Raw genomic sequence first — 17,846 nt, 5'->3', positions numbered from 1 at the left:
GGTTGGATTGAGCTCAACGCGGGCTCTCCACGCCACAGAGTTGCTCCGCGAAGTCGACGAGGCGATGGCATACGACTTCCTGGTCAAAGTGCTCCTCCACGCGACGTCGCCCCGACTCGCCCATGGTCGCGCGAAGCTCCGGGCTTCGGAGCAACTGCTCTAGTGCGTCCGCGAGCGCGTGCGGGTCGCGGGGCTGAACGAGTAGTCCGGTGTCGCCCTCGACCACTGCGTCGACAGCACCGGTCGCCGTGGTGGTGACGACAGGACGGCCCGAGGCGCCTGCCTCCAGGACAACGTTCGGAAACCCCTCGCGCCACGTAGGTAGGCACAACACATCGAGGTCAGCCATAACCGCGGGCACATCCGACGCAAACGCTGTGTGTGAAGTCCGAGGCGTGGCCTCGATTCTGGATGCCAGGTCGACTTCCTCGAGGCTCCCCACGAGTTTGGCCTCGAACGACAACCCCCGCTGGTCTAGTAGCTCTATCGCCTCAAGCAGCTCGATGATTCCCTTGTCCCGGCGAATCCTGCCAACGAAGCCAATGACGGGCTGAGAATTCCTCCGTTGAGGAATGAACCGAAACTTGCCCAGGTCAACGCCGTGCGAACTGCCCTCCCCCAGGACCGACACACTGAGTGGCCGCCAAGTCGACGAGGTGATCGCACGCGACAGGCTCCCACTGTTCGCCAGCGTCATGTCTGCGAGGGCCGCAGTCAATGTCTCAAGCCGACCAACCATTTGCTTGAACGGAGGCTTGAGTGACTCTGAGCGAAGCCCCCAGGCCAAGTGCAGGATCTTCGCATCAGTCTTCGCGGTCCTGCCCGCAACTACGCCCAGCAGGCCGGCAACCGGAGTCGCCGCTAGAACGAGATCGGGACGCATGCGCCTGACAAGCTTCGTTCCGCTGATGAACGCCTTCAGCATCGCAAGCGGAGCGACCCCTCGGTGCAGTGGCAAGGCGTGCGCAGTGGCCCCCAGTTCCTCGGCCGTCCGGTCGAGCCCCTCCCCTGGCGCGCTCACGATGTCGACAGACCATCCGCGAGCCATAAAGGCCTTCGCGATCGGCATCACGAAACTCGCCACCGTGATCGGGCTCGTCACGAAGATCACCACCCGTGGGCGCTTCCGCAAGGGTTCCCGCGACGTTCGTAGCGACGTCACTTCGCCGGAACGCCCTTCACGACCAGCCCAGGGGTGACGTCCCGCACCACGCATGCACTCCCCCCGACGGTCGCTCCGCGGCCAACGGTCAGACCGTTGAGCACGACGCCGGCCACCCCAACGAGAACGTCGTCCTCAATCACGCAGTCACCCGAGATCGATGCCAACGGATTGACACTGACAAAGTCTTCCAGGGTCGTGTCGTGCCCCACGGTGACATTTAGATTGAGGTGGACGTGACGACCCAGCGAAATATTGGTCGTCAGTCGAACGCCCGCACAGACCACCGATCCCGCGCCGATCCGAACGTCGAAACCCTGCGTCACCGCCGGGTGCACAAGGGTCGCCGCCTTCAGGTGCGCGGCGTCGTAGCGGTCCGCGATCAGGCGTCGGACTCGGGGGTTCCCGATTCCCACTACGTAGTAGACGGGCTCGGGCCAGCTGAACGGTTTCTCGGTTCCACCGAGGAACGGCGTCCCGCGGCGCTCGAGGTGCTTGAGGTTGATCTCGGTCGGCGAATCGTCGACCACACCCACAATCTCCCATTCGGGCGCGGCGGCCTGAGCGTTGATGGCGTCGACAACATCGATCACCTCTCGTCCGAAGCCGCCTGCTCCAACGATCACGATCGGCTTGGTCATCGTCTGCTCCCTACGAACTCGGGCATGGTCACATCATCGGCAGCCGAAATGCCGTTACGTCGAACTACTTGCGTGAGGGTTCGACACACGATGCTGAGGTCGAGCAGCAGCTTGCGGTGATCGACGTACTCGATGTCCTTCACGAACTTCTCGTCCCACGTGATGGCGTTCCGGCCGCTCACCTGTGCGAGCCCGGTGACGCCGGGGCGCACCTCGTGACGGCGCGCCTGCTCGGGGGTGTACCGATCCAGGTAGCGCACCAGCAAGGGGCGGGGACCGACGAGGCTCATGTCCCCGCGCACCACATTCCACAGCGTCGGCAGCTCGTCGAGGCTGGTCGAGCGGAGGAAGGCGCCGACGGGCGTCATCCGCTGCGCGTCCGCTACGAGTCCTTGCGACTCGTCGGGCTCCAGCATGGTGCGGAACTTGATCAGCTCGAAGATCTGACCGTCCTTGCCCGGCCGCAGCTGACGGAAGAGGACAGGCGAGCCCAGCTTCCGGCGTACGACGAGTGCGAGCACTGCCTGCAGCGGCGCGGTCAGGATCAGCGCAGCCGATCCCACCACCACGTCGATGCCACGCTTGACGGGGTCGTAGGGCTTCACGCAGCGGTCACCCCGAGGATCGCGCGCTCGATGCGTTCGAACTCGCTGTCCGACAGCACCGACCCTGCGGGAAGTGTCAGACCTCGCTCGAAGATGCGCTCGGAGGTCCCGTCGAGCGCTCCACGAAGGCCCTCGGACACGGGCTGGAGGTGCATCGGCTTCCATACCGGCCGGGTCTCGACGTTGGCCCGGTCCAGTGCTGCTCCCAGGTCCCCCGCGGCCCACGCCGACACGTCGGGGTCCACGACGATCGGGGTCAGCCAGCAGTTGTCACCGGCGTCGTCGGCGCCGCCGAGGATGGAGACAGCCGGCTGGTCGGCGAAGAGCGCACGATAGCGCTCGCGCCACTCGCGACGGCGCGCAAGCATGTCGTCGAGCCGCACGAGCTGCGCCCTGCCCATCGCGGCCAGGATGTTGGAGAGCCGGTAGTTGTAGCCGACCTCGGTGTGCTCGTAGTGCGGGACCGGTTCGCGTGCCTGCGTGGAGAGCTTGCGGACGTGGTCGGCGAGGGCTCGGTCGTGCGTCAGCAGCATGCCGCCGCCCGAGGTCGTCATGATCTTGTTGCCGTTGAAGGACAGGACCGCTGCGTCACCGAAGGATCCGGCTGGGCTCCCGTTGTGTGTCGCCCCCAGAGCCTCGGCGGCATCGGAGAGGACCTTGGCCCCGGCCGCGGCCGCGATGGGCACGAGGCTCGAGTAGTCCGCGGCCCTGCCGAACAGGTCGACCGGGACCACGACGGGGACACTGCGACCATCGGCGCGCAACGATGCGAGCGCCTGCTCGAGGAGCTCCGCGCTCATGTTGCCGGTGTCGTCGCAGTCGACGAAGAACGGCTCGGCGCCGACGTAGCGGATCGCGTTGACCGTCGCTGCGAAGGTGAAGGTCGAGACGGGTACGACGTCGCCGGGGCCGACGCCCCACGACACGAGGGCGAGGTGGAGGGCGGCGGTGCCGGACGAGAGTCCCACCGCGTGGGGGACGCCCACGCGGGATGCGACCTCCGCCTCGAAGGCGTCGAGGTCCGGGCCGGCCGGCGCCACCCACCCCGACCGCATGGCCCGCATGACGTACTCCTGCTCGAGCTCGCCCACGTCGGGCGGGGAAAGCAGGATGCGTGGCTGGGTCTCGACGTCGACAGTCACGATGCCTCTCCATGCGCGCGGCCGTAGCCGTGGGCTCCCACCAGCTCCGACTCGGAGCCGTGCACCCAGTCCTCGAACGCCTGGAGCAGCCCGAGATGGTGCGCGCCGAGATCGAAGGAGCGTACGACGTCGACCGACAGCGGCTCCACGTGCGCGTGGGAGACGAGCGGGTGCTTGGATCGCTCGTCGCTCTCGGCGGCACCGAAGAGCTCCTCGTGCAGCTTCTCGCCGTCACGGAGGCCGGTGTAGACGATCTCGACGCTCTTGCCGGACATCGCGATGAGCTGCTGGGCCATGTCGACGATCTTCACGGGCTGGCCCATGTCGAGGATCATCACCTCGCCGTCCTCGCCGATGGCGCCGGCCTGGATGACGAGCTGCACCGCCTCCTCCACCGTCATGAAGTAGCGGGTGACCTCGGGGTGGACCACGGTCACGGGACCGCCGGCCTCGATCTGTGCGGTGAAGGTGTGCAGCACCGAGCCGCGCGAGCCGAGGACGTTGCCGAAGCGCACGCTGAGGTAGGCGCCCTCGGCCCGTCGAGCCATGTCCGCGGTGAGGCGCTCGGCGGCACGCTTGGAGTAGCCCAGGACGCTGGTGGGGTCGGCGGCCTTGTCGGTGGAGATGTTGACGAAGGTGGTCACGCCGACCGCCGCAGCCGCCTCGAGGACGTTGGCCGTGCCGAGCACGTTGGTCTTCATCGCCTCGTGCGGATACTGCTCGAGCATCGGGAGGTGCTTGAGCGCGGCGGCGTGGAAGACCACCTCGGGACGGCGGTCCTCGAAGACCCGCCGCAGGGCGACCTCGTCGCGGATGTCGTTGAGCACCACGTCGGGGCTGTCGAGCAGGGCGCGGCCGTGGATCGAGAGCTGCACGCCGTGCAGCGCCGACTCGTCGCGGTCGAGCATGATCAGCTCGGCGGGCCCGAACCGGTGCAGCTGGCGGCACAGCTCGGAGCCGATCGAACCGCCCGCGCCGGTGACCAGCACCCGCTTGCCGGTGACGTAGCCCGCGATCGAGGCGAGGTCGGTCTGGATGGCGGCGCGGCCGAGCAGGTCGCGCATGTCGACGTCGCGCACGTCCCGCACGTCGGCCTTGCTGGCGAACGTCTCGGCGAAGGACGGCAGCACCTTGGCGGTGATGCCGAGGTCGGTGCACCGGTCAACGACGGTCCTGATGAGCTCCTTGCTGGCGCTGGGGATTGCCACGACCACCGTCGTGGCACCGGTCACGAGCACCACGCGCTCGAGGTCGGCGACTGTGCCCAGCACCGGCACGCCGAAGTGGCGGCGCTTGCGCATCCACGGGTCGTCGTCGAGGAAGCCGACCGGCACCAGGCCCGACTCGGGGTGGCTGCGCATCGAGTGCACGAGCCGCGCGCCGCTGGCGCCGGCACCGACCACCAGCGTGCGCTGGCCGGCAGCGGCCGTCAGCGGCGCCAGCCGCATGGTGAGGCGACGCCACAGCGCTCGCGTGGTCAGCATCAGGAAGAAGCCGAAGAAGGTGGCGGTCAGCGGGAGGCTGCGAGCGATCCAGAGGGGGTCCGTCAACGCGTTGGCGATGAAGACCACCAGGCCGGCTGCTGCCGTGGCGGTCCCCAGCAGGAGGGTCTCCTCGTTGGTGGCGACACCGACGCGGCCCCGGTAGAGGCGTCCGACCAGGCCGATGGCCCACTGGAGCGCGACAGCCGCGACGACCACGAGCGCTGCATGGCGCCACGGCACCGGCGACAGTCCGTCGTAGCGCACCACGACGGCGAAGAAGTAGGCGGCGGCGAGCGCCAGCGCGTCGAGCGCCATCAGCATCGCCGTCCTGCGTCCGCGCACAGCAGACTCAAGCCCGAGCACAGTCATCGACATGTCCCCACATGTGTTGGTCGCCTCAGAGAGGCAGCAAGACCCAGTTCCCCAAGAACGGTCGCTGCTGATCCTAAGTCAAGCGACCCCTGACGCTTGACCGTGTCGGGGCCCGGACGCACCAATCCACCCTCAGGGGTGGACGGAAGGCCGGTGACCTTCATCACTGCTCGCCTCCGGCACACGGAGCCGGGACGAACTGCTTGCCGCCGCCGCGCTGCACGCCCGGGGTGCTGATGAGCTCGACGCCCCCCGAGTGGCCCTCGCCCGAGGTCGCCCGCCACGTCAGGGTGACGACGTCACCTGGCTCGAGCAGGATCGGCACCGAGACGATCGGGCGGCCCTCGAACGTGCGGTTGGTGCCGGTCGACTTCACGCCGTTGACCACGACGTCGGTGATCTTGCCCCCGGCGGGCGCGACGAGGTCGAAGACGTTGAGGTGGTCGCCGCGGGCGACGCCGTACGTCCCGGGCCCGGTCACCGTGGGCGGCAGCGACGCGGCGTCGGCGGGAGCGGTGGAGTGGATCCGGAGCGAGCCGCTGAAGCCGATCACGCCGCCCGCGCACGAGACGCTGCTGATGCGGGCGTCGTAGTCGAGGAAGTAGCCCATCTTGGACCCGGTCGCGTCGTTGACGTAGACGCCCGCCTGGGCCGCTCCCCCGGACTCCGTCGGGAAGGCGCCGGCGACACGGGTGCCGTCGAGCCGGTCCTGCTCCTGACTCTTAGCGGAGTGGACGAGCAGCCGCCCCTCGGTGGCACCGCGCGACAGCGCGCTGACGAGGGCGGACGGGCTGGTGCGCGGGTCGAGGAGCCGGTCGAAGGTCGTGGTGAGGACCTCGGCGAAGAACGCGTCCTCGGCCGCCGGGTCGTCCTGGTAGCGCAGGTAGGGCTCGTGGAGGATCTCGTCGACGAAGGTGCTGCTGGTGAGGCGGCGGCCGTCGACCGTGATCGGGCCGGTGGCCTTGAGGAGGTAGGACAGTGCGACGGGGTCGACCGAGAGCACCCCGTCGACGTCCTGCCCGGTCTCGAGCTTCCACCGGGCGGCCATCAGCTCGCTCGCCCGCTCGAAGTCGGGGATGAAGACGGCGTCCTGGAAGTACGTCCCTGGCTGGTCGAACCAGATGGCGCGTTCCTGCTCGGTGAGCGGCAGCACCGGCCGGTCGAGCTCGCCGAACTCGCTGGCCGCGACCGTCCCGCCGAGCATGACCGTGCCGCGGTCCGCGCGCAGGGGCGCCATCAGGCCGGGCATGCCGCCGAGCGACCGGGGCTCGGCGTTGTTCTGGAAGACGAGGAGGTAGTCGCGGGCGCCGTCACGACCGAGCATCGCGGGCAGCACCTCCGCGGCGCGGGTCGCGCCGTCGAGCGTGCTGACGCCCTCGTCGACCTCGCGGATCAGCGCCTCGAGCTGCGGCCGCAGCTCACGGACCAGCCCGTCGAGCCGGATGTCCTCGAGCTCGGCCTGCGCCTCGACGAAGCCGTCGCGGGCCTCGGCCAGCGGGGCCGCGGCGCGGGCGACCCGCTCGACCGGGAGCCGTCCGTCGCGTGGCGCGAACGTCGCGGCGCTGAGACCGCTCCCGACCAGTGGACCCGCACCGTCGCGGGCGACGATGTCGACGGCGCGGGAGACCCGGGCCGTCGCGTCGAAGTCGTCGCCGAGCGCCGGCAGCGCGCTGAGCACCTGCCAGGTCGGACCGGACGTACGGTCGGCGGCGGCGCCGGCGTGCGACTGGAGGGCGTCGACCGCCGCGGTGGCGCCGTCGCCGTCACCCGCCAGGGCGGCGGGAAGCGCGACGGCCTGCGCCCGGGCGGCCGTGAGGTCCCGCTGGACCTGCCAGACCGTCCAGCCCGCCCAGAGAGCCCCGGCGACCACCACGGCAAGAGCCGTCGCGAGAGCCCAGCGCCACCGGCGCCAGACCGCGCGCTCCGCGCGCTCTCGTGTGGTTCTCGCCACAGTCATCTACCCCGTCATGACTGCTGCCCACCGGCATGGCCTGGTGGGCAGCAGATCGTTGTTGCGTGTGGAGCCCGGATCAGAAGCGCTTGCGCACCTTGATCTTCTCGGTCATGGCCTCGCAGTTGCGGAAGATCGAGGTGGCCTTGGCCTTGGTCTGGAACTCGATGTAGTAGTTGCCGGTCCGCTTGAAGGAGAAGATCCGCGTCTGGGTCCGGTTGGCGGCGCCGCTCCAGAAGGAGCCCTTCTCGATGACACCGGTGCGCTTGCGGATCACGGTGTAGTCGACGCGACCCTTGGGCGTGATGTTGCCGTCGGCGGTCCACTTGAACTTGACCTTGACCCGGTCACCGGGGCCGACCTTGCGGTCGTCGGCGACCGCCACGCACGCGGTGTCGACCGAGCGCGGGTAGGGGTCTGCCTGGGCGGCGGGCGCGATCAGCATGGTGCTGAGCGCAGCGAACGTGGTGGCGGCGGCGATGGCCGTCTTCTTCATACGAAGAACCTTCCATAAGTGCGAGTGGGATCGTCCCCGGTTCGTTTCTCGATCCGAGCCGACCCTACGGCAAGGTGTCCTTGACGCGGTCAGCGGGGAAACCGTAACCCGAAAATCCACAAGCTGGTAAATGGGCGGTAAATACAGTCAAGTTGCCCGGGCCGCCGCTCGTGGCTGACACTGGCCACTCACTGACCCCGGGGGAACACCACATCGTGGAACTGTCTGACTACCTGCGCATCCTGCGTCGTCGCTGGCGACTCGTCGTGGCCACCCTCCTGCTGGTGCTGGTCGCGGCGGCGCTCATCACCTGGCGCACGACCCCGCAGTACCAGTCCACGACCCAGCTCTTCATCTCCACGAGCGCCTCGTCGTCGGCCGAGGCCTACCAGGGCAACCTCTTCAGCAGCCAGCGCCTCTCGTCGTACGCCGACATGGCGGCCGGCACCGAGCTCGCCACGCGCGTCGCGGCCTCGACCGGCAGCGACCTCACGCCCGCCGAGCTGGCCGCCAAGGTGACCGCGCAGGCCTCCCCCGAGACGGTCCTGCTCAACATCTCGGTCACCGACCCCGACCCTGCCGTGGCCCAGCAGCTCACCCAGAGCTACGGCGAGGAGCTGATGGCCCTCGTCGCCGAGCTGGAGACCCCGCCCGGGCGCAGCAAGCCCGTCCTCAAGGCCACGATCACCGACGCCGCCAGCTTCCCGACCAGCGCCGTCTCCCCCAACCCCGTACGCAACCTGGGCCTCGGCTTCGTGCTCGGCCTGCTGCTCGGCGTCGGCCTCGCGGTGGTGCGCGAGCTGCTCGACACCAGCACCAAGTCGGCCGACGACGTGACCACGGCGCTGGAGGCGCCGATCCTCGGTACCTTCGCCTTCGACGGCGAGGTCGGCAAGCGTCCGCTGCTCACTGAGTTGAACTCGCACGAGCCGCGCTCCGAGGCCTTCCGGGTGCTGCGCACCAACCTGTCCTTCGTCGACATCGACGCCACATCCAAGGCGATCGTGGTGACCAGCGCGCTGCCCGGCGAGGGCAAGTCGACCACCGCCGTCAACACCGCCCTCGCACTCCAGCAGGCCGGCGAGCGCACGCTGCTCATCGACGGCGACCTCCGCCGCCCCCAGGCCGCCGAGCTGCTCGGCCTCGACGGCACGATCGGCCTGACCACCGCGCTCGTGGGCAAGGTCTCCGCGACCGACGTGATCCTCACCCACGCCTCCGGGCTGCAGGTGCTGGCGTCCGGGGCGGTGCCACCCAACCCCTCGGAGCTGCTCCAGTCGCAGGCCATGGCCTCGCTGCTGCGCGAGCTGCGCGCGGCCTACGACGTCATCATCATCGACGCGCCTCCGCTGCTGCCCGTCACCGACGCGGCGCTCATCGCCTCCCAGGTCGACGGCGCGGTGGTCGTCGTACGCCACGGACGCACCACCCGCGAGCAGCTCGGGGCCGCGCGCGAGCGCCTCGACGCGGTCGGCGCGCACACCCTCGGCGCCGTGTTCAACATGGTGCCGCGGAAGGGCCGGGGCAACTACGGCTCGGGCTACGGGTACGGCTATGGCTACGGCTATGCCCCCGACGCACCACCCGCCGGGTCCTGACCGGCAGTCACACCTGACCCATCCGTGGGACTTTGCCGGAAATCGTCACCACGCTGTCAAGTCGTGCCGCACAATGTGCGGATGGATCCGCGTCATGCCGACCTGCTGGAGCAGACCGACCGTGAGGCGCTGGGTCGCCGCCTGAGGGCGGCACGCCTCGCTCGAGGGCTGACCCAGGGCGACGTCGCACACGACATCATGTCCGTGGCGTTCCTCTCCCGCATCGAGTCGGGCCACCGCGGACCGACGCTCCCCACGCTTGTGGCGCTGGCCGAGCGGCTCGGCGTCACCGTCGAGTCCCTGCTCGGAGAGCCCGACCGCCACGTGGTCGACGAGATCCGCCTGGCGCTCGACTATGCCGAGCTGTCGCTCGAGTCGGGCCAGCCCGCGGATGCCGAGACGCACCTCCAGCAGGCCCTGGAGAAGCTCGACACCTCGCGCCTCGACGGGATGCGCGACCGCGCCCGCCTGCTGCACGCCCGCTCGCTCGAGGCCACCCAGCGCGAGGACGAGGCGATCGTCGAGCTCGAGGAGCTCGCCGACGACGAGCAGGCCAACGGGGTCACCCGCATCAAGGCCGGCATCGCGCTGAGCCGCATCTATCGCGAGACCGGCGACCTCGGCCGCGCGATCGAGTGCGGCCAGCGCGTGATGACCTACGTCGAGGAGGCCGGCCTGGACGCCTGCGACGAGGCCGTCCAGCTCGCCGTCACCCTCGCCGCCGCCCACTTCGAGCGCGGCGACACCGGCCACGCCGTACGCATGTGCCGCAAGGCCATCACCCGGGCCGAGTCGCTCGGGTCGGCCCAGGCGCGCGCCTCGGCCTACTGGAACGCCAGCGCCATGCAGGCCCGTCGAGGCGACGTGGCGGCGGCCGTCCCCCTCGCCGAGCGAGCCCTGGCACTGCTGGGTGAGGGACAGGACGCGCGCAACCTCGCCCGCCTGCGTACGGAGGTCGGCCGACTCCAGCTCGAGCTCGACCCACCCGCCCTCGACGAGGCGCGACACAACCTCGAGCAGGCCGCCGCCGAGCTCGAGTGGAGCAGCGGCTCGCCGGTCGACCGGGCGTGGACGCTGCTCGGGCTGGCCCGAGTGGCCTTCCTCGCCGGCGACCTGGGCGAGAGCCGCGACCTGATCGGTCAGGTGCACCTCACCGCCGATGGGCACGCTCCGCTGGCGGAGGCCGAGGCGCTGGTGCTCGAGGGCCGGACCCTCGCCGCCGAGGGCGAGGCCGATGAGGCCGCTGCGGCGTACACGAAGGCCGTGCACCGGCTGTCGGCGATCGGCGCCGACCAGGGCGCGGCACAGCTGTGGTTCGACCTCGCCGACCTCTTCACCGGGCTCGGCATGGCCGAGGCCGCGCTCGACGCCTATCGGCGCGCAGCGGTCTCGACCGGGCTGCGGGCGCGCGTGGCGTCCTCCACGCTCGCCCGCAGCTGAGTCGGGCCGGACCCGTCACCGGGGCCGGCGACGTCAAGCGGTCAGCAGCACCACACCGTGCGGGTCTGCTTGACCTGCCCGGCCTCGGCCGGCGCGGCGAAGCCGGCCAGGCTGACGAGTGCGATGGTGGCGACGAAGATGCGGGTGGCCTTGCGGTTCATGGTGTCTCCAGGGTGGGGTGCTGAGTGGGGTTGGGCAGGCTCCCGAGCGTCTGCAGAAGAAATCTTGTCAAAACAGATGCCGAGTGTCGCGGTCTTTGGCAAACTTGGGCAAGTACTACTGGCAAAGTCCCTGCGATGCCAGTGTGCGCCACCTCGCGACTCCCCCTCGCGAGACACGCACCGGTCCCCACCCGGTTGCCGTCGGACCCCTCGCCCCACGCGAGGGGTCCCCGCACGTCCGGGCCCCGTACGCCGACGCGTCGCACGCGCCTCAGCGCGGGATCGTGACGCGGACGGCCGTGCCCCGGCCGGGAGCGCTCGCGAGCGCGACGTGCCCGCCGTGCGCCTCCACGATGGTGCGCACGATCGTCAGGCCCAGCCCCGTGCCGGGCACGTTGAGCAGGCGCGCGTTGGCGCCGCGGAAGAACCGTTCGAAGACCTCGCCGAGGTCACCCGGCTCGATGCCGACACCCTCGTCGGTGACGACGAGCTCCAGGCCACCGGCGTCCTCGGTGAGGTCGACCGTGACGACTCCACCGGGCCGGCTGTAGCCGATGGCGTTGTCGAGCAGGTTGTCGAAGACCTGCCGCAGCCGCATCCCGTCGGCCACGGCGACCAGCGACGCGGGGTGCCGAATCTCCAGGCGTACGCCTGCGCTCTCCGCGTCGAGGCGCGCCGCGTCGACGGCCTCGGCGAGCAGCGTCGCCACGTCGACGCGGTAGGGGTCGACGAGGGCCGAACCGGCCGAGGCCCGCGTGCTGAAGATCAGGTCGGCGACGAGGTGTGACAGGCGGAGCATGTTGCGCCGGGCGGCGGTGACCTGCTGGTGGCCCTCGGCGCTCACGTCGGTCGACTCGTCGAGCAGCTCGAGGTAGGCCAGCGCCGACGTCAGCGGCGTACGGAGCTCGTGGGACACGGTGGAGACGAACTCGTCCTTGACGCTCATCGCGCGGACGAGGTCGCTGACGTCGTGGTAGGCCAGCACCGCTCCGGCGAGGGCGCCGGTGCCGTCGAGCACCGACCGGGCCGACACCGACAGCGCGCGCCGCGACGCGGGGTCCTCACCGACCCACAGCCGGACGTCGTTGAACTGCTCGCCGCGCGCCGCGCGTGCGGACGGCATCTCGTCGGGCTCCAGGCGTCGCTGGTCGGCGTCGTAGGCGAACCCGGGCTGACCGGCCACGCCCAGGTGCCCGTCGGGGAACGCGAGGTCGAGGAACTCCCGCAGGCGGGTGTTGTGGGCGACGTAGGCGCCGGCGGCGTCGATGTGCAGCAGCCCGACGTTGACGCCCTCGAAGACGGCGTGGGCCTTGCGCCGCTCGACCTCGGCGGCGGCCTCGGCGGCATCGAGCCTGTCGACGAACGCCTGCCGCTCGGTGAGGTCGGCGATCTGGGCGATGAAGTGGACCGGGTCTCCGTCCTCGTCGCGCAGCAGCGCGACCGACAGGTCGCCGATGACGATCGAGCCGTCGGAGCAGATGCAGCGCTGCGTGATGCGGTAGGAGCTGATCTCACCCGCCAGCGCCTGGTCGACGAGACGCAGGTCGGTGGCGAGGTCGTCGGGGTGGGTGATGTCCTGGACGGTGAGGGTGGCCAGCACCTCGGGGTCGTAGCCGAGCATGTCGCACAACGCGACATTGGCGGTGAGGACGTCGCCCGCAGGCGAGACGATCGCCATCCCGACCGGGGAGTGCTCCATGGTCAGGCGCCACAGCTCATCGGTGTCGGGTGCCCGAACCACCTCTGCGACCACCACACACTCCCTCGACGACACAGCCCGAGGTCTCACCGTAGGACCCGGGCCTGCCCGGCAGCGGGGGCTGTGGGGGAACGGTGGCGAAAATGAGGGGATCACCCCGTGCTCGCCGCACGGGGTGATCCCCACCTGTCCAGACCAGTCCTCGGACCGGTGCCGCTCAGACCATGGCACTCAGGCCGTGACGAGCACCTGCACCTCGGCCACCGAGCCGGTGGCGGCCACCACGCGGGTGTCGACCGGCTGCGCCTTGGGCGCGAGCGTGCGCAGCGTCCACTCGCCGTCACCGGCGAAGAACCGGAAGTGACCGGTCGCCGAGGTCGGGACCTCGGCGGTGAACTCGCCGCTGCGGTCGAGCAGCCGGACGTACGCGTTGGGCACCGGCTCGTCACCGCGCAGGACCTGGCCCTGGATCACGGCCTCCTTGGCGACGTTGACGCCGTCGAGCGACAGCCCGCCCTCCTTGGCTCCGCACATGTCAGGCCTCCCCGGGCTCGTCGCCGAGCGCGACCGGGACGCCCACGAGGGAGCCGTACTCGGTCCACGAGCCGTCGTAGTTCTTGACGCTCTGGTGACCCAGGAGCTCCTTGAGCACGAACCACGTGTGCGAGGAGCGCTCGCCGATGCGGCACAGGGCGATGGTCTCCTTGGAGTCGTCGAGGCCGGCGGCGCCGTAGATCTCGCGGAGCTCGTCGTCGGACTTGAAGGTGCCGTCGTCGTTGGCGGCCTTCGACCACGGGACGTTGATCGACGTCGGCACGTGGCCGGCGCGCTGCGCCTGCTCCTGCGGGAGGTGCGCCGGCGCGAGCAGGCGGCCGGCGTACTCGTCGGGGCTGCGCACGTCGACGAGGTTCTTGACCCCGATCGCGGCGACGGTCTCGTCGCGGAAGGCGCGGATCGAGTGGTCCTGCTCGGTCGCGGTGTAGGACGTCTTCGCGCGGGTGGGCAGCTCGTCGGTCAGCTCGCGGGAGTCGAGCTCCCACTTCTTGCGGCCGCCGTCGAGGAGCTTGACGTCCTGGTGGCCGTAGAGCTTGAAGTACCAGTAGGCGTAGGCGGCGAACCAGTTGTTGTTGCCGCCGTAGAGCACGACGGTGTCGTCGTTGGACACCCCGCGCTCGGACAGCAGCGCCTCGAACTGCTCCTTGTTGACGAAGTCGCGGCGGACCTGGTCCTGGAGGTCGGTGGTCCAGTCGAGCTTGATGGCTCCCCGGATGTGGCCCTTGTCGTAGGCGGTGGTGTCCTCGTCGACCTCGACGAGGACGATGCCCTCGGTGTCGAGGTTGTCCTCGACCCACTGGGCGGTGACGAGCGAGTTCTCGCGGCTCATGGTTGGTGTGCTCCTTGTGGTGGTGAACAGTCGTGTGATCAAGCGGTGGCGATGAAGCGGCGGACGAGCAGGTAGACCTCGCATCCGAGGCAGAAGGCGAAGGCGGCGTTGAGCAGGGCGGCGACCAGCGCGAAGCCGACGGCGACCTGCCCGACGACGGTGGCGCCGGCCAGCAGGGCGACCAGTCCGACGAGCGTGAAGGCCAGGCCCACGGCCTGGGCGAAGCGCGGCGGCTCCGGTGCCTCCCACTCGGTGGGCGGGCCCAGCCGGGGGCGTACGAGCGTCCGGAACAGCCACGCGTGCGGCGTGGCCTGCACCCCGCGTACGGCCCCGACGGCGAACAGCGCCGCCTGGACGGCGAGAAGCGCCGTGCCGTACGGCTGCGGGAGCAGCAGGACGGCCACCAGCACGACGGCGGTCAGGCCGGCGGCGAGCTGGGGAGCGCGCGGGTCGATGCCGCCGTCCGGGCGGACGCCCGACGTGGCGGCACGGGGGTGGGCGGTGGTGGTCATGTCTCTCCTGAGGTCGGTCGGCACAGCACGGGGCCGGACGCGCCGGGACGTGACCCGGCGCAGGGTCCCAACCGAACGAGCACGGTCCAGCGGATCGCTGGACGGCAGGGCTCAGACGAGCGGTGGGACCGCTACGACATTCGACACAGCGCCGAGCGCACGCGGCAGTGGTCCACTGCGCGGCGCTTGGTGAGCATGGTCGAGGACATGGCGACGACAGTAGGCGGTCGTCGCCGCCTCTCCTGCTTCGGTCTCACCATGTGGTCCACGCATCCACATCCTGAGATCAGGTCGCTGCCAGGGCGGTCAGCACCTGGTCCCGGGTGGGCGCGCCGGTAGCCCGCGTGACCTCGACGCCGCTGGCGTCGAGGACGATCGTGGTCGGGGTGCGGAGGATGCCGAAGGCCCGCGTGGCCTCGAGGTGGTGCTCGGCGTCGACCTCGACGTGCGCGACCCCCTCGACCAGGCCGGTCACCTCGCCGAGCACCCGCCGCGTGGCACGGCACGGCGCGCAGAAGGCGCTGGAGAACTGCAGGAGCGTCGCCCGGTCACCGAGCGTCCCGCCGAGGCTGGCGACGAGCTCTGCACCGGGCCTCGCGACGGGCGCCGGGGCGCCGTCCCCGGCCGGGGTCGACGAGTCCGGGGCGCCGGCCTCGACCAGCGGCTCGGACCGGCGTACGGCGTGGGTGCCGCGGAAGCGGCCGTCGGTCGCGGCCCGCCACAGGCCGACGGCCAGGGCGAGCACGACGGCGGCGAGGGCTATCCAGGCTCCGGTGGTCACACCCGGCCAACGACGACCGCCGCCGGATTTGTTCCGGACCCGGCTCCGGATGCAGAGCGGGGCCCCGGGAAGTCCCGGGGCCCCGCGTGTGCGCGATGCTGCGTTGCGCGCAGGAGTCAGCGCTTCTTGACCTTGATGGTCCGCGCGACCTCCGCGTCGCCGTACTTGCCACCCTTGAGCGTGATGAGGAAGACGACCTTGTTCTTGCCCTTGGTCAGCTTCTTCAGGGTCAGCGAGGCCTTGCCGTTGCGCAGCTTGGCCTTGCCGATCTTCTTGTAGACCGGCGCGCCGAACTCGTCGGTTCGGACGATCTTCTTCGCGACGACCGAGCCCTTGAACTTCGCGGCCTTGACCTTCTTGGCCGACACCGAGACCTTGGCCCTGGCGCCGTTGACGGCGACCTTGACCTTGGGCTTCTTGGCGATCTTCTGGCTGGTCACCATGGCGTTGCCGGTGACGCCGTCGTTGCTGGCGGTCACGCGCAGGGTGATCCGCTCGCCCTTGAACTTCTTGGTGACCTTGAGCGTGCGGCCCTGCCCGACGATCTCGTCCTTGACCATCCAGGCGTACTGGTAGGTCGTGTCGCCGTCGAGCGTCCAGGCACCCGTGGTCGCCCGCACCTTGCCGCCGAGGTAGGGGCTGCCCTTGATCTCGGGCTTGCGCAGCGCGCGCATGCCCTCCTCGAGGGTGGCGTCGATGCCGGTCGCGGTCTTGCCGCTGGACACCCTGACGACCTTCGCGTTGGCGAAGTTGGTGTCGTCGTACCACTCCGGGCCGAAGAAGCGGTCGGAGCCGCCGTCGACGAAGAGCACCTTGTAGTCACCGGGCTTGAGCGCGGTCATGTCGAACGTGCCGTCGTCCTCGAGCGAGGCGAAGCCGACGTTCTCCAGGCCGATGGGGCCGTCCTTGGCCTCCACGACCTGGACGGCGACACCGTCGGTCGACAGGGTCGAGCCCGCGGTCACGGTGCCGGAGATGCCACCGGTGAGCGGCAGGGTGACGTTGACGCCGGCGGCAGGCACCGGAGCCGGGGCCGCGGCGGCGAAGGACTGCCCGCCGCCGTACCAGCGGCCGAGGCGGTGGTACTGGCCGTCCTCGCGGTCGAGGGTGTCCTCGACCTGGATCTTGTACTGGTTCTCCGAGGAGCCGGAGGAGTCGGGGTCGAGGTCGGTGAAGGCGTACTGGCCGGCCCGGTTGGTGACGGAGTACGCCGCCCGCCGCTCGTCGCCGGACTTCAGCGGCGTCGACCAGGCGACGACCTGCGCGCCGATCACGGGGGCGCCCGCGGAGTCGGTGACCGTGCCGCTCAGGTCGACCGTGGCGGGGTCGACGGTGAACGACGGGTCGTCGGCGAGCGCGGCGTCGATGCCGGCGACGGTCGCGTCACCGTTGAGGACCAGCTCGGTGGCCGTGGCCTGGTCGGCCTTGTCGGCGAACCACTCACCGGCGAACTGGCCGACCGGGTCGGTGAACCGGATCTTGTAGACGCCCTCCATGGCACGGTCGATCCGGAACACGCCGTTGGAGTCGGTCAGGTCGGAGTAGGACGAGTAGGGGCTGCCGTTGCGGTAGGCCTCGACCTCGACGCGCTCGAGGGGGGTGCCGGCCGTGTTGGTCAGGCGGCCGGTCAGCACGCCGCCACGGCTCACGCCGATGTCGCCGAGCGCGAGGGGCGTGGCGCCGAGGGTGATCGCGTCAGCGGTCTCCTGGGTCGTCTTGTTGGCGTACCACTCCTGGGCGTAGTTGCTGGCGTTCACCCGGAGCTTGTAGGAGCCCGCGACGGACGCGCCGACGCGGAAGGTGCCGTCACGCTCGATCCGCGCGGAGGAGACGAACGAGCCCCCGGCGTGGAGGCTCACGCTGCCGGCGCGCACCGGGCGACCCGCGGCGTTGACCACGCGGCCGGTGGCGGTCGGCGCGGGCGCCAGCACGACCGGCGCGAGCGCGGTCGGGCCGGTCACCGCGACGGCGTCGGCCGAGGCCAGGTCGGCCTTGTCGGTGTAGAACTCCGACGCGACGGTGCCGTCGATGCTCTCGAACTCGAACTTGTAGGTGCCCGGCTCGAGCGGCAGGTTCATCCGGCCGTCGGCGAGGTACTGGCCGGAGGCGCTGTAGTAGGAGCCGTCGCTGGTGCCGAGGTAGGCGGTCACGTAGCCCTCGACCGGGTTGCCCGCCGAGTCGGTGACGGTGGTGGTGACGCCCACCGGTGCCGCGCTGGCCGGCGCGATGGCCAGCACGCCCGTGGCGAGCGCACCGGCCGCCACGATGGATGAGAGGCGTCTGCGCGCCCCCGTTGAGCTGATCTGCATTCCTTGTTCCCCCTGGAACTGTCGTCGTCGCTGCATGGAGCCGCGCGCGCAGCACGACGACAGCCGTCGTCGTGCAAGCACGTCCCCCGTGCGGAGCCATGGGACTCCG

Annotated in this window: 15 protein-coding genes; 2 read left to right on the top strand and 13 right to left on the bottom strand. The window is 70.3% G+C overall.

What is annotated here, in order from left to right; all coding sequences use genetic code 11:
- Positions 1–13: 13 nt before the first annotated feature.
- From IEZ24_RS16305 to IEZ24_RS16275, 7 genes are all read right to left on the bottom strand, one after another.
- Entirely contained in the window at positions 14–1,114 is a 1,101-nt protein-coding gene (locus IEZ24_RS16305) for a glycosyltransferase family 4 protein (protein WP_165356106.1), read from the bottom strand.
- A gap of 44 nt (positions 1,115–1,158) precedes the next feature.
- Positions 1,159–1,803 carry an acetyltransferase gene (locus IEZ24_RS16300; RefSeq protein WP_129455685.1) on the bottom strand — a complete coding sequence of 215 codons (645 nt, stop codon included), beginning with the start codon at positions 1,801–1,803 and terminating at the stop codon, positions 1,159–1,161.
- The gene (locus IEZ24_RS16295; RefSeq protein WP_129455684.1) at positions 1,800–2,408 is read right to left on the bottom strand and encodes a sugar transferase; all 609 of its coding nucleotides are present in this window, start codon (positions 2,406–2,408) and stop codon (positions 1,800–1,802) included. Before IEZ24_RS16295 ends, IEZ24_RS16300 begins: the two co-directional genes overlap by 4 nt.
- Positions 2,405–3,550, bottom strand: coding sequence for a DegT/DnrJ/EryC1/StrS family aminotransferase (locus IEZ24_RS16290; protein ID WP_129455683.1), 1,146 nt, complete (start codon positions 3,548–3,550; stop codon positions 2,405–2,407). Before IEZ24_RS16290 ends, IEZ24_RS16295 begins: the two co-directional genes overlap by 4 nt.
- On the bottom strand, positions 3,547–5,376 hold the full coding sequence (locus IEZ24_RS16285; protein ID WP_207206850.1) for a polysaccharide biosynthesis protein: 1,830 nt from the start codon (positions 5,374–5,376) through the stop codon (positions 3,547–3,549). Before IEZ24_RS16285 ends, IEZ24_RS16290 begins: the two co-directional genes overlap by 4 nt.
- A gap of 193 nt (positions 5,377–5,569) precedes the next feature.
- A complete protein-coding gene (locus tag IEZ24_RS16280) occupies positions 5,570–7,363 on the bottom strand; it encodes a DUF4012 domain-containing protein (protein ID WP_129455682.1) in 1,794 nt (597 codons plus the stop codon).
- Between the two features lie 73 nt (positions 7,364–7,436).
- On the bottom strand, positions 7,437–7,853 hold the full coding sequence (locus IEZ24_RS16275; protein WP_129455681.1) for a hypothetical protein: 417 nt from the start codon (positions 7,851–7,853) through the stop codon (positions 7,437–7,439).
- A 215-nt stretch (positions 7,854–8,068) separates the two neighbouring features.
- Here IEZ24_RS16275 and IEZ24_RS16270 point away from each other — a divergent pair, with 215 nt between their 5' ends.
- A complete protein-coding gene (locus tag IEZ24_RS16270) occupies positions 8,069–9,451 on the top strand; it encodes a polysaccharide biosynthesis tyrosine autokinase (RefSeq protein WP_165356105.1) in 1,383 nt (460 codons plus the stop codon).
- A gap of 81 nt (positions 9,452–9,532) precedes the next feature.
- Positions 9,533–10,891, top strand: coding sequence for a helix-turn-helix domain-containing protein (locus IEZ24_RS16265; protein WP_129455679.1), 1,359 nt, complete (start codon positions 9,533–9,535; stop codon positions 10,889–10,891).
- 432 nt (positions 10,892–11,323) lie between these two features.
- Here the strand turns inward: IEZ24_RS16265 and IEZ24_RS16260 are convergent, their stop codons facing one another.
- The 6 genes from IEZ24_RS16260 to IEZ24_RS16235 all read right to left on the bottom strand — a co-directional run bounded on the left by IEZ24_RS16260 (position 11,324) and on the right by IEZ24_RS16235 (position 17,737).
- Positions 11,324–12,793 (bottom strand): sensor histidine kinase, encoded by a 1,470-nt coding sequence (locus IEZ24_RS16260; RefSeq protein WP_275938086.1) that lies wholly within the window; start codon positions 12,791–12,793, stop codon positions 11,324–11,326.
- 189 nt (positions 12,794–12,982) lie between these two features.
- Positions 12,983–13,285 (bottom strand): DUF1416 domain-containing protein, encoded by a 303-nt coding sequence (locus IEZ24_RS16255; protein ID WP_129455677.1) that lies wholly within the window; start codon positions 13,283–13,285, stop codon positions 12,983–12,985.
- A gap of 1 nt (position 13,286) precedes the next feature.
- The gene (locus IEZ24_RS16250; RefSeq protein ID WP_129455676.1) at positions 13,287–14,135 is read right to left on the bottom strand and encodes a sulfurtransferase; all 849 of its coding nucleotides are present in this window, start codon (positions 14,133–14,135) and stop codon (positions 13,287–13,289) included.
- 38 nt (positions 14,136–14,173) lie between these two features.
- Positions 14,174–14,647 carry a DUF4395 domain-containing protein gene (locus IEZ24_RS16245; RefSeq protein ID WP_129455675.1) on the bottom strand — a complete coding sequence of 158 codons (474 nt, stop codon included), beginning with the start codon at positions 14,645–14,647 and terminating at the stop codon, positions 14,174–14,176.
- A gap of 286 nt (positions 14,648–14,933) precedes the next feature.
- Positions 14,934–15,428, bottom strand: a complete 495-nt coding sequence (locus tag IEZ24_RS16240; protein ID WP_129455674.1) for a TlpA family protein disulfide reductase — start codon at positions 15,426–15,428, stop codon at positions 14,934–14,936.
- A gap of 116 nt (positions 15,429–15,544) precedes the next feature.
- Complete coding sequence (locus tag IEZ24_RS16235; protein WP_129455673.1) at positions 15,545–17,737, bottom strand: carboxypeptidase-like regulatory domain-containing protein; 2,193 nt, start codon at positions 17,735–17,737, stop codon at positions 15,545–15,547.
- Between the last annotated feature and the right edge of the window lie 109 nt (positions 17,738–17,846).

Source organism: Nocardioides ganghwensis (assembly GCF_014779655.1).
GTDB lineage: Bacteria > Actinomycetota > Actinomycetes > Propionibacteriales > Nocardioidaceae > Nocardioides > Nocardioides ganghwensis.
The sequence above is the reverse complement of the archived record's forward strand: the minus strand, read 5'-3'. Positions and strand labels throughout refer to the sequence as shown.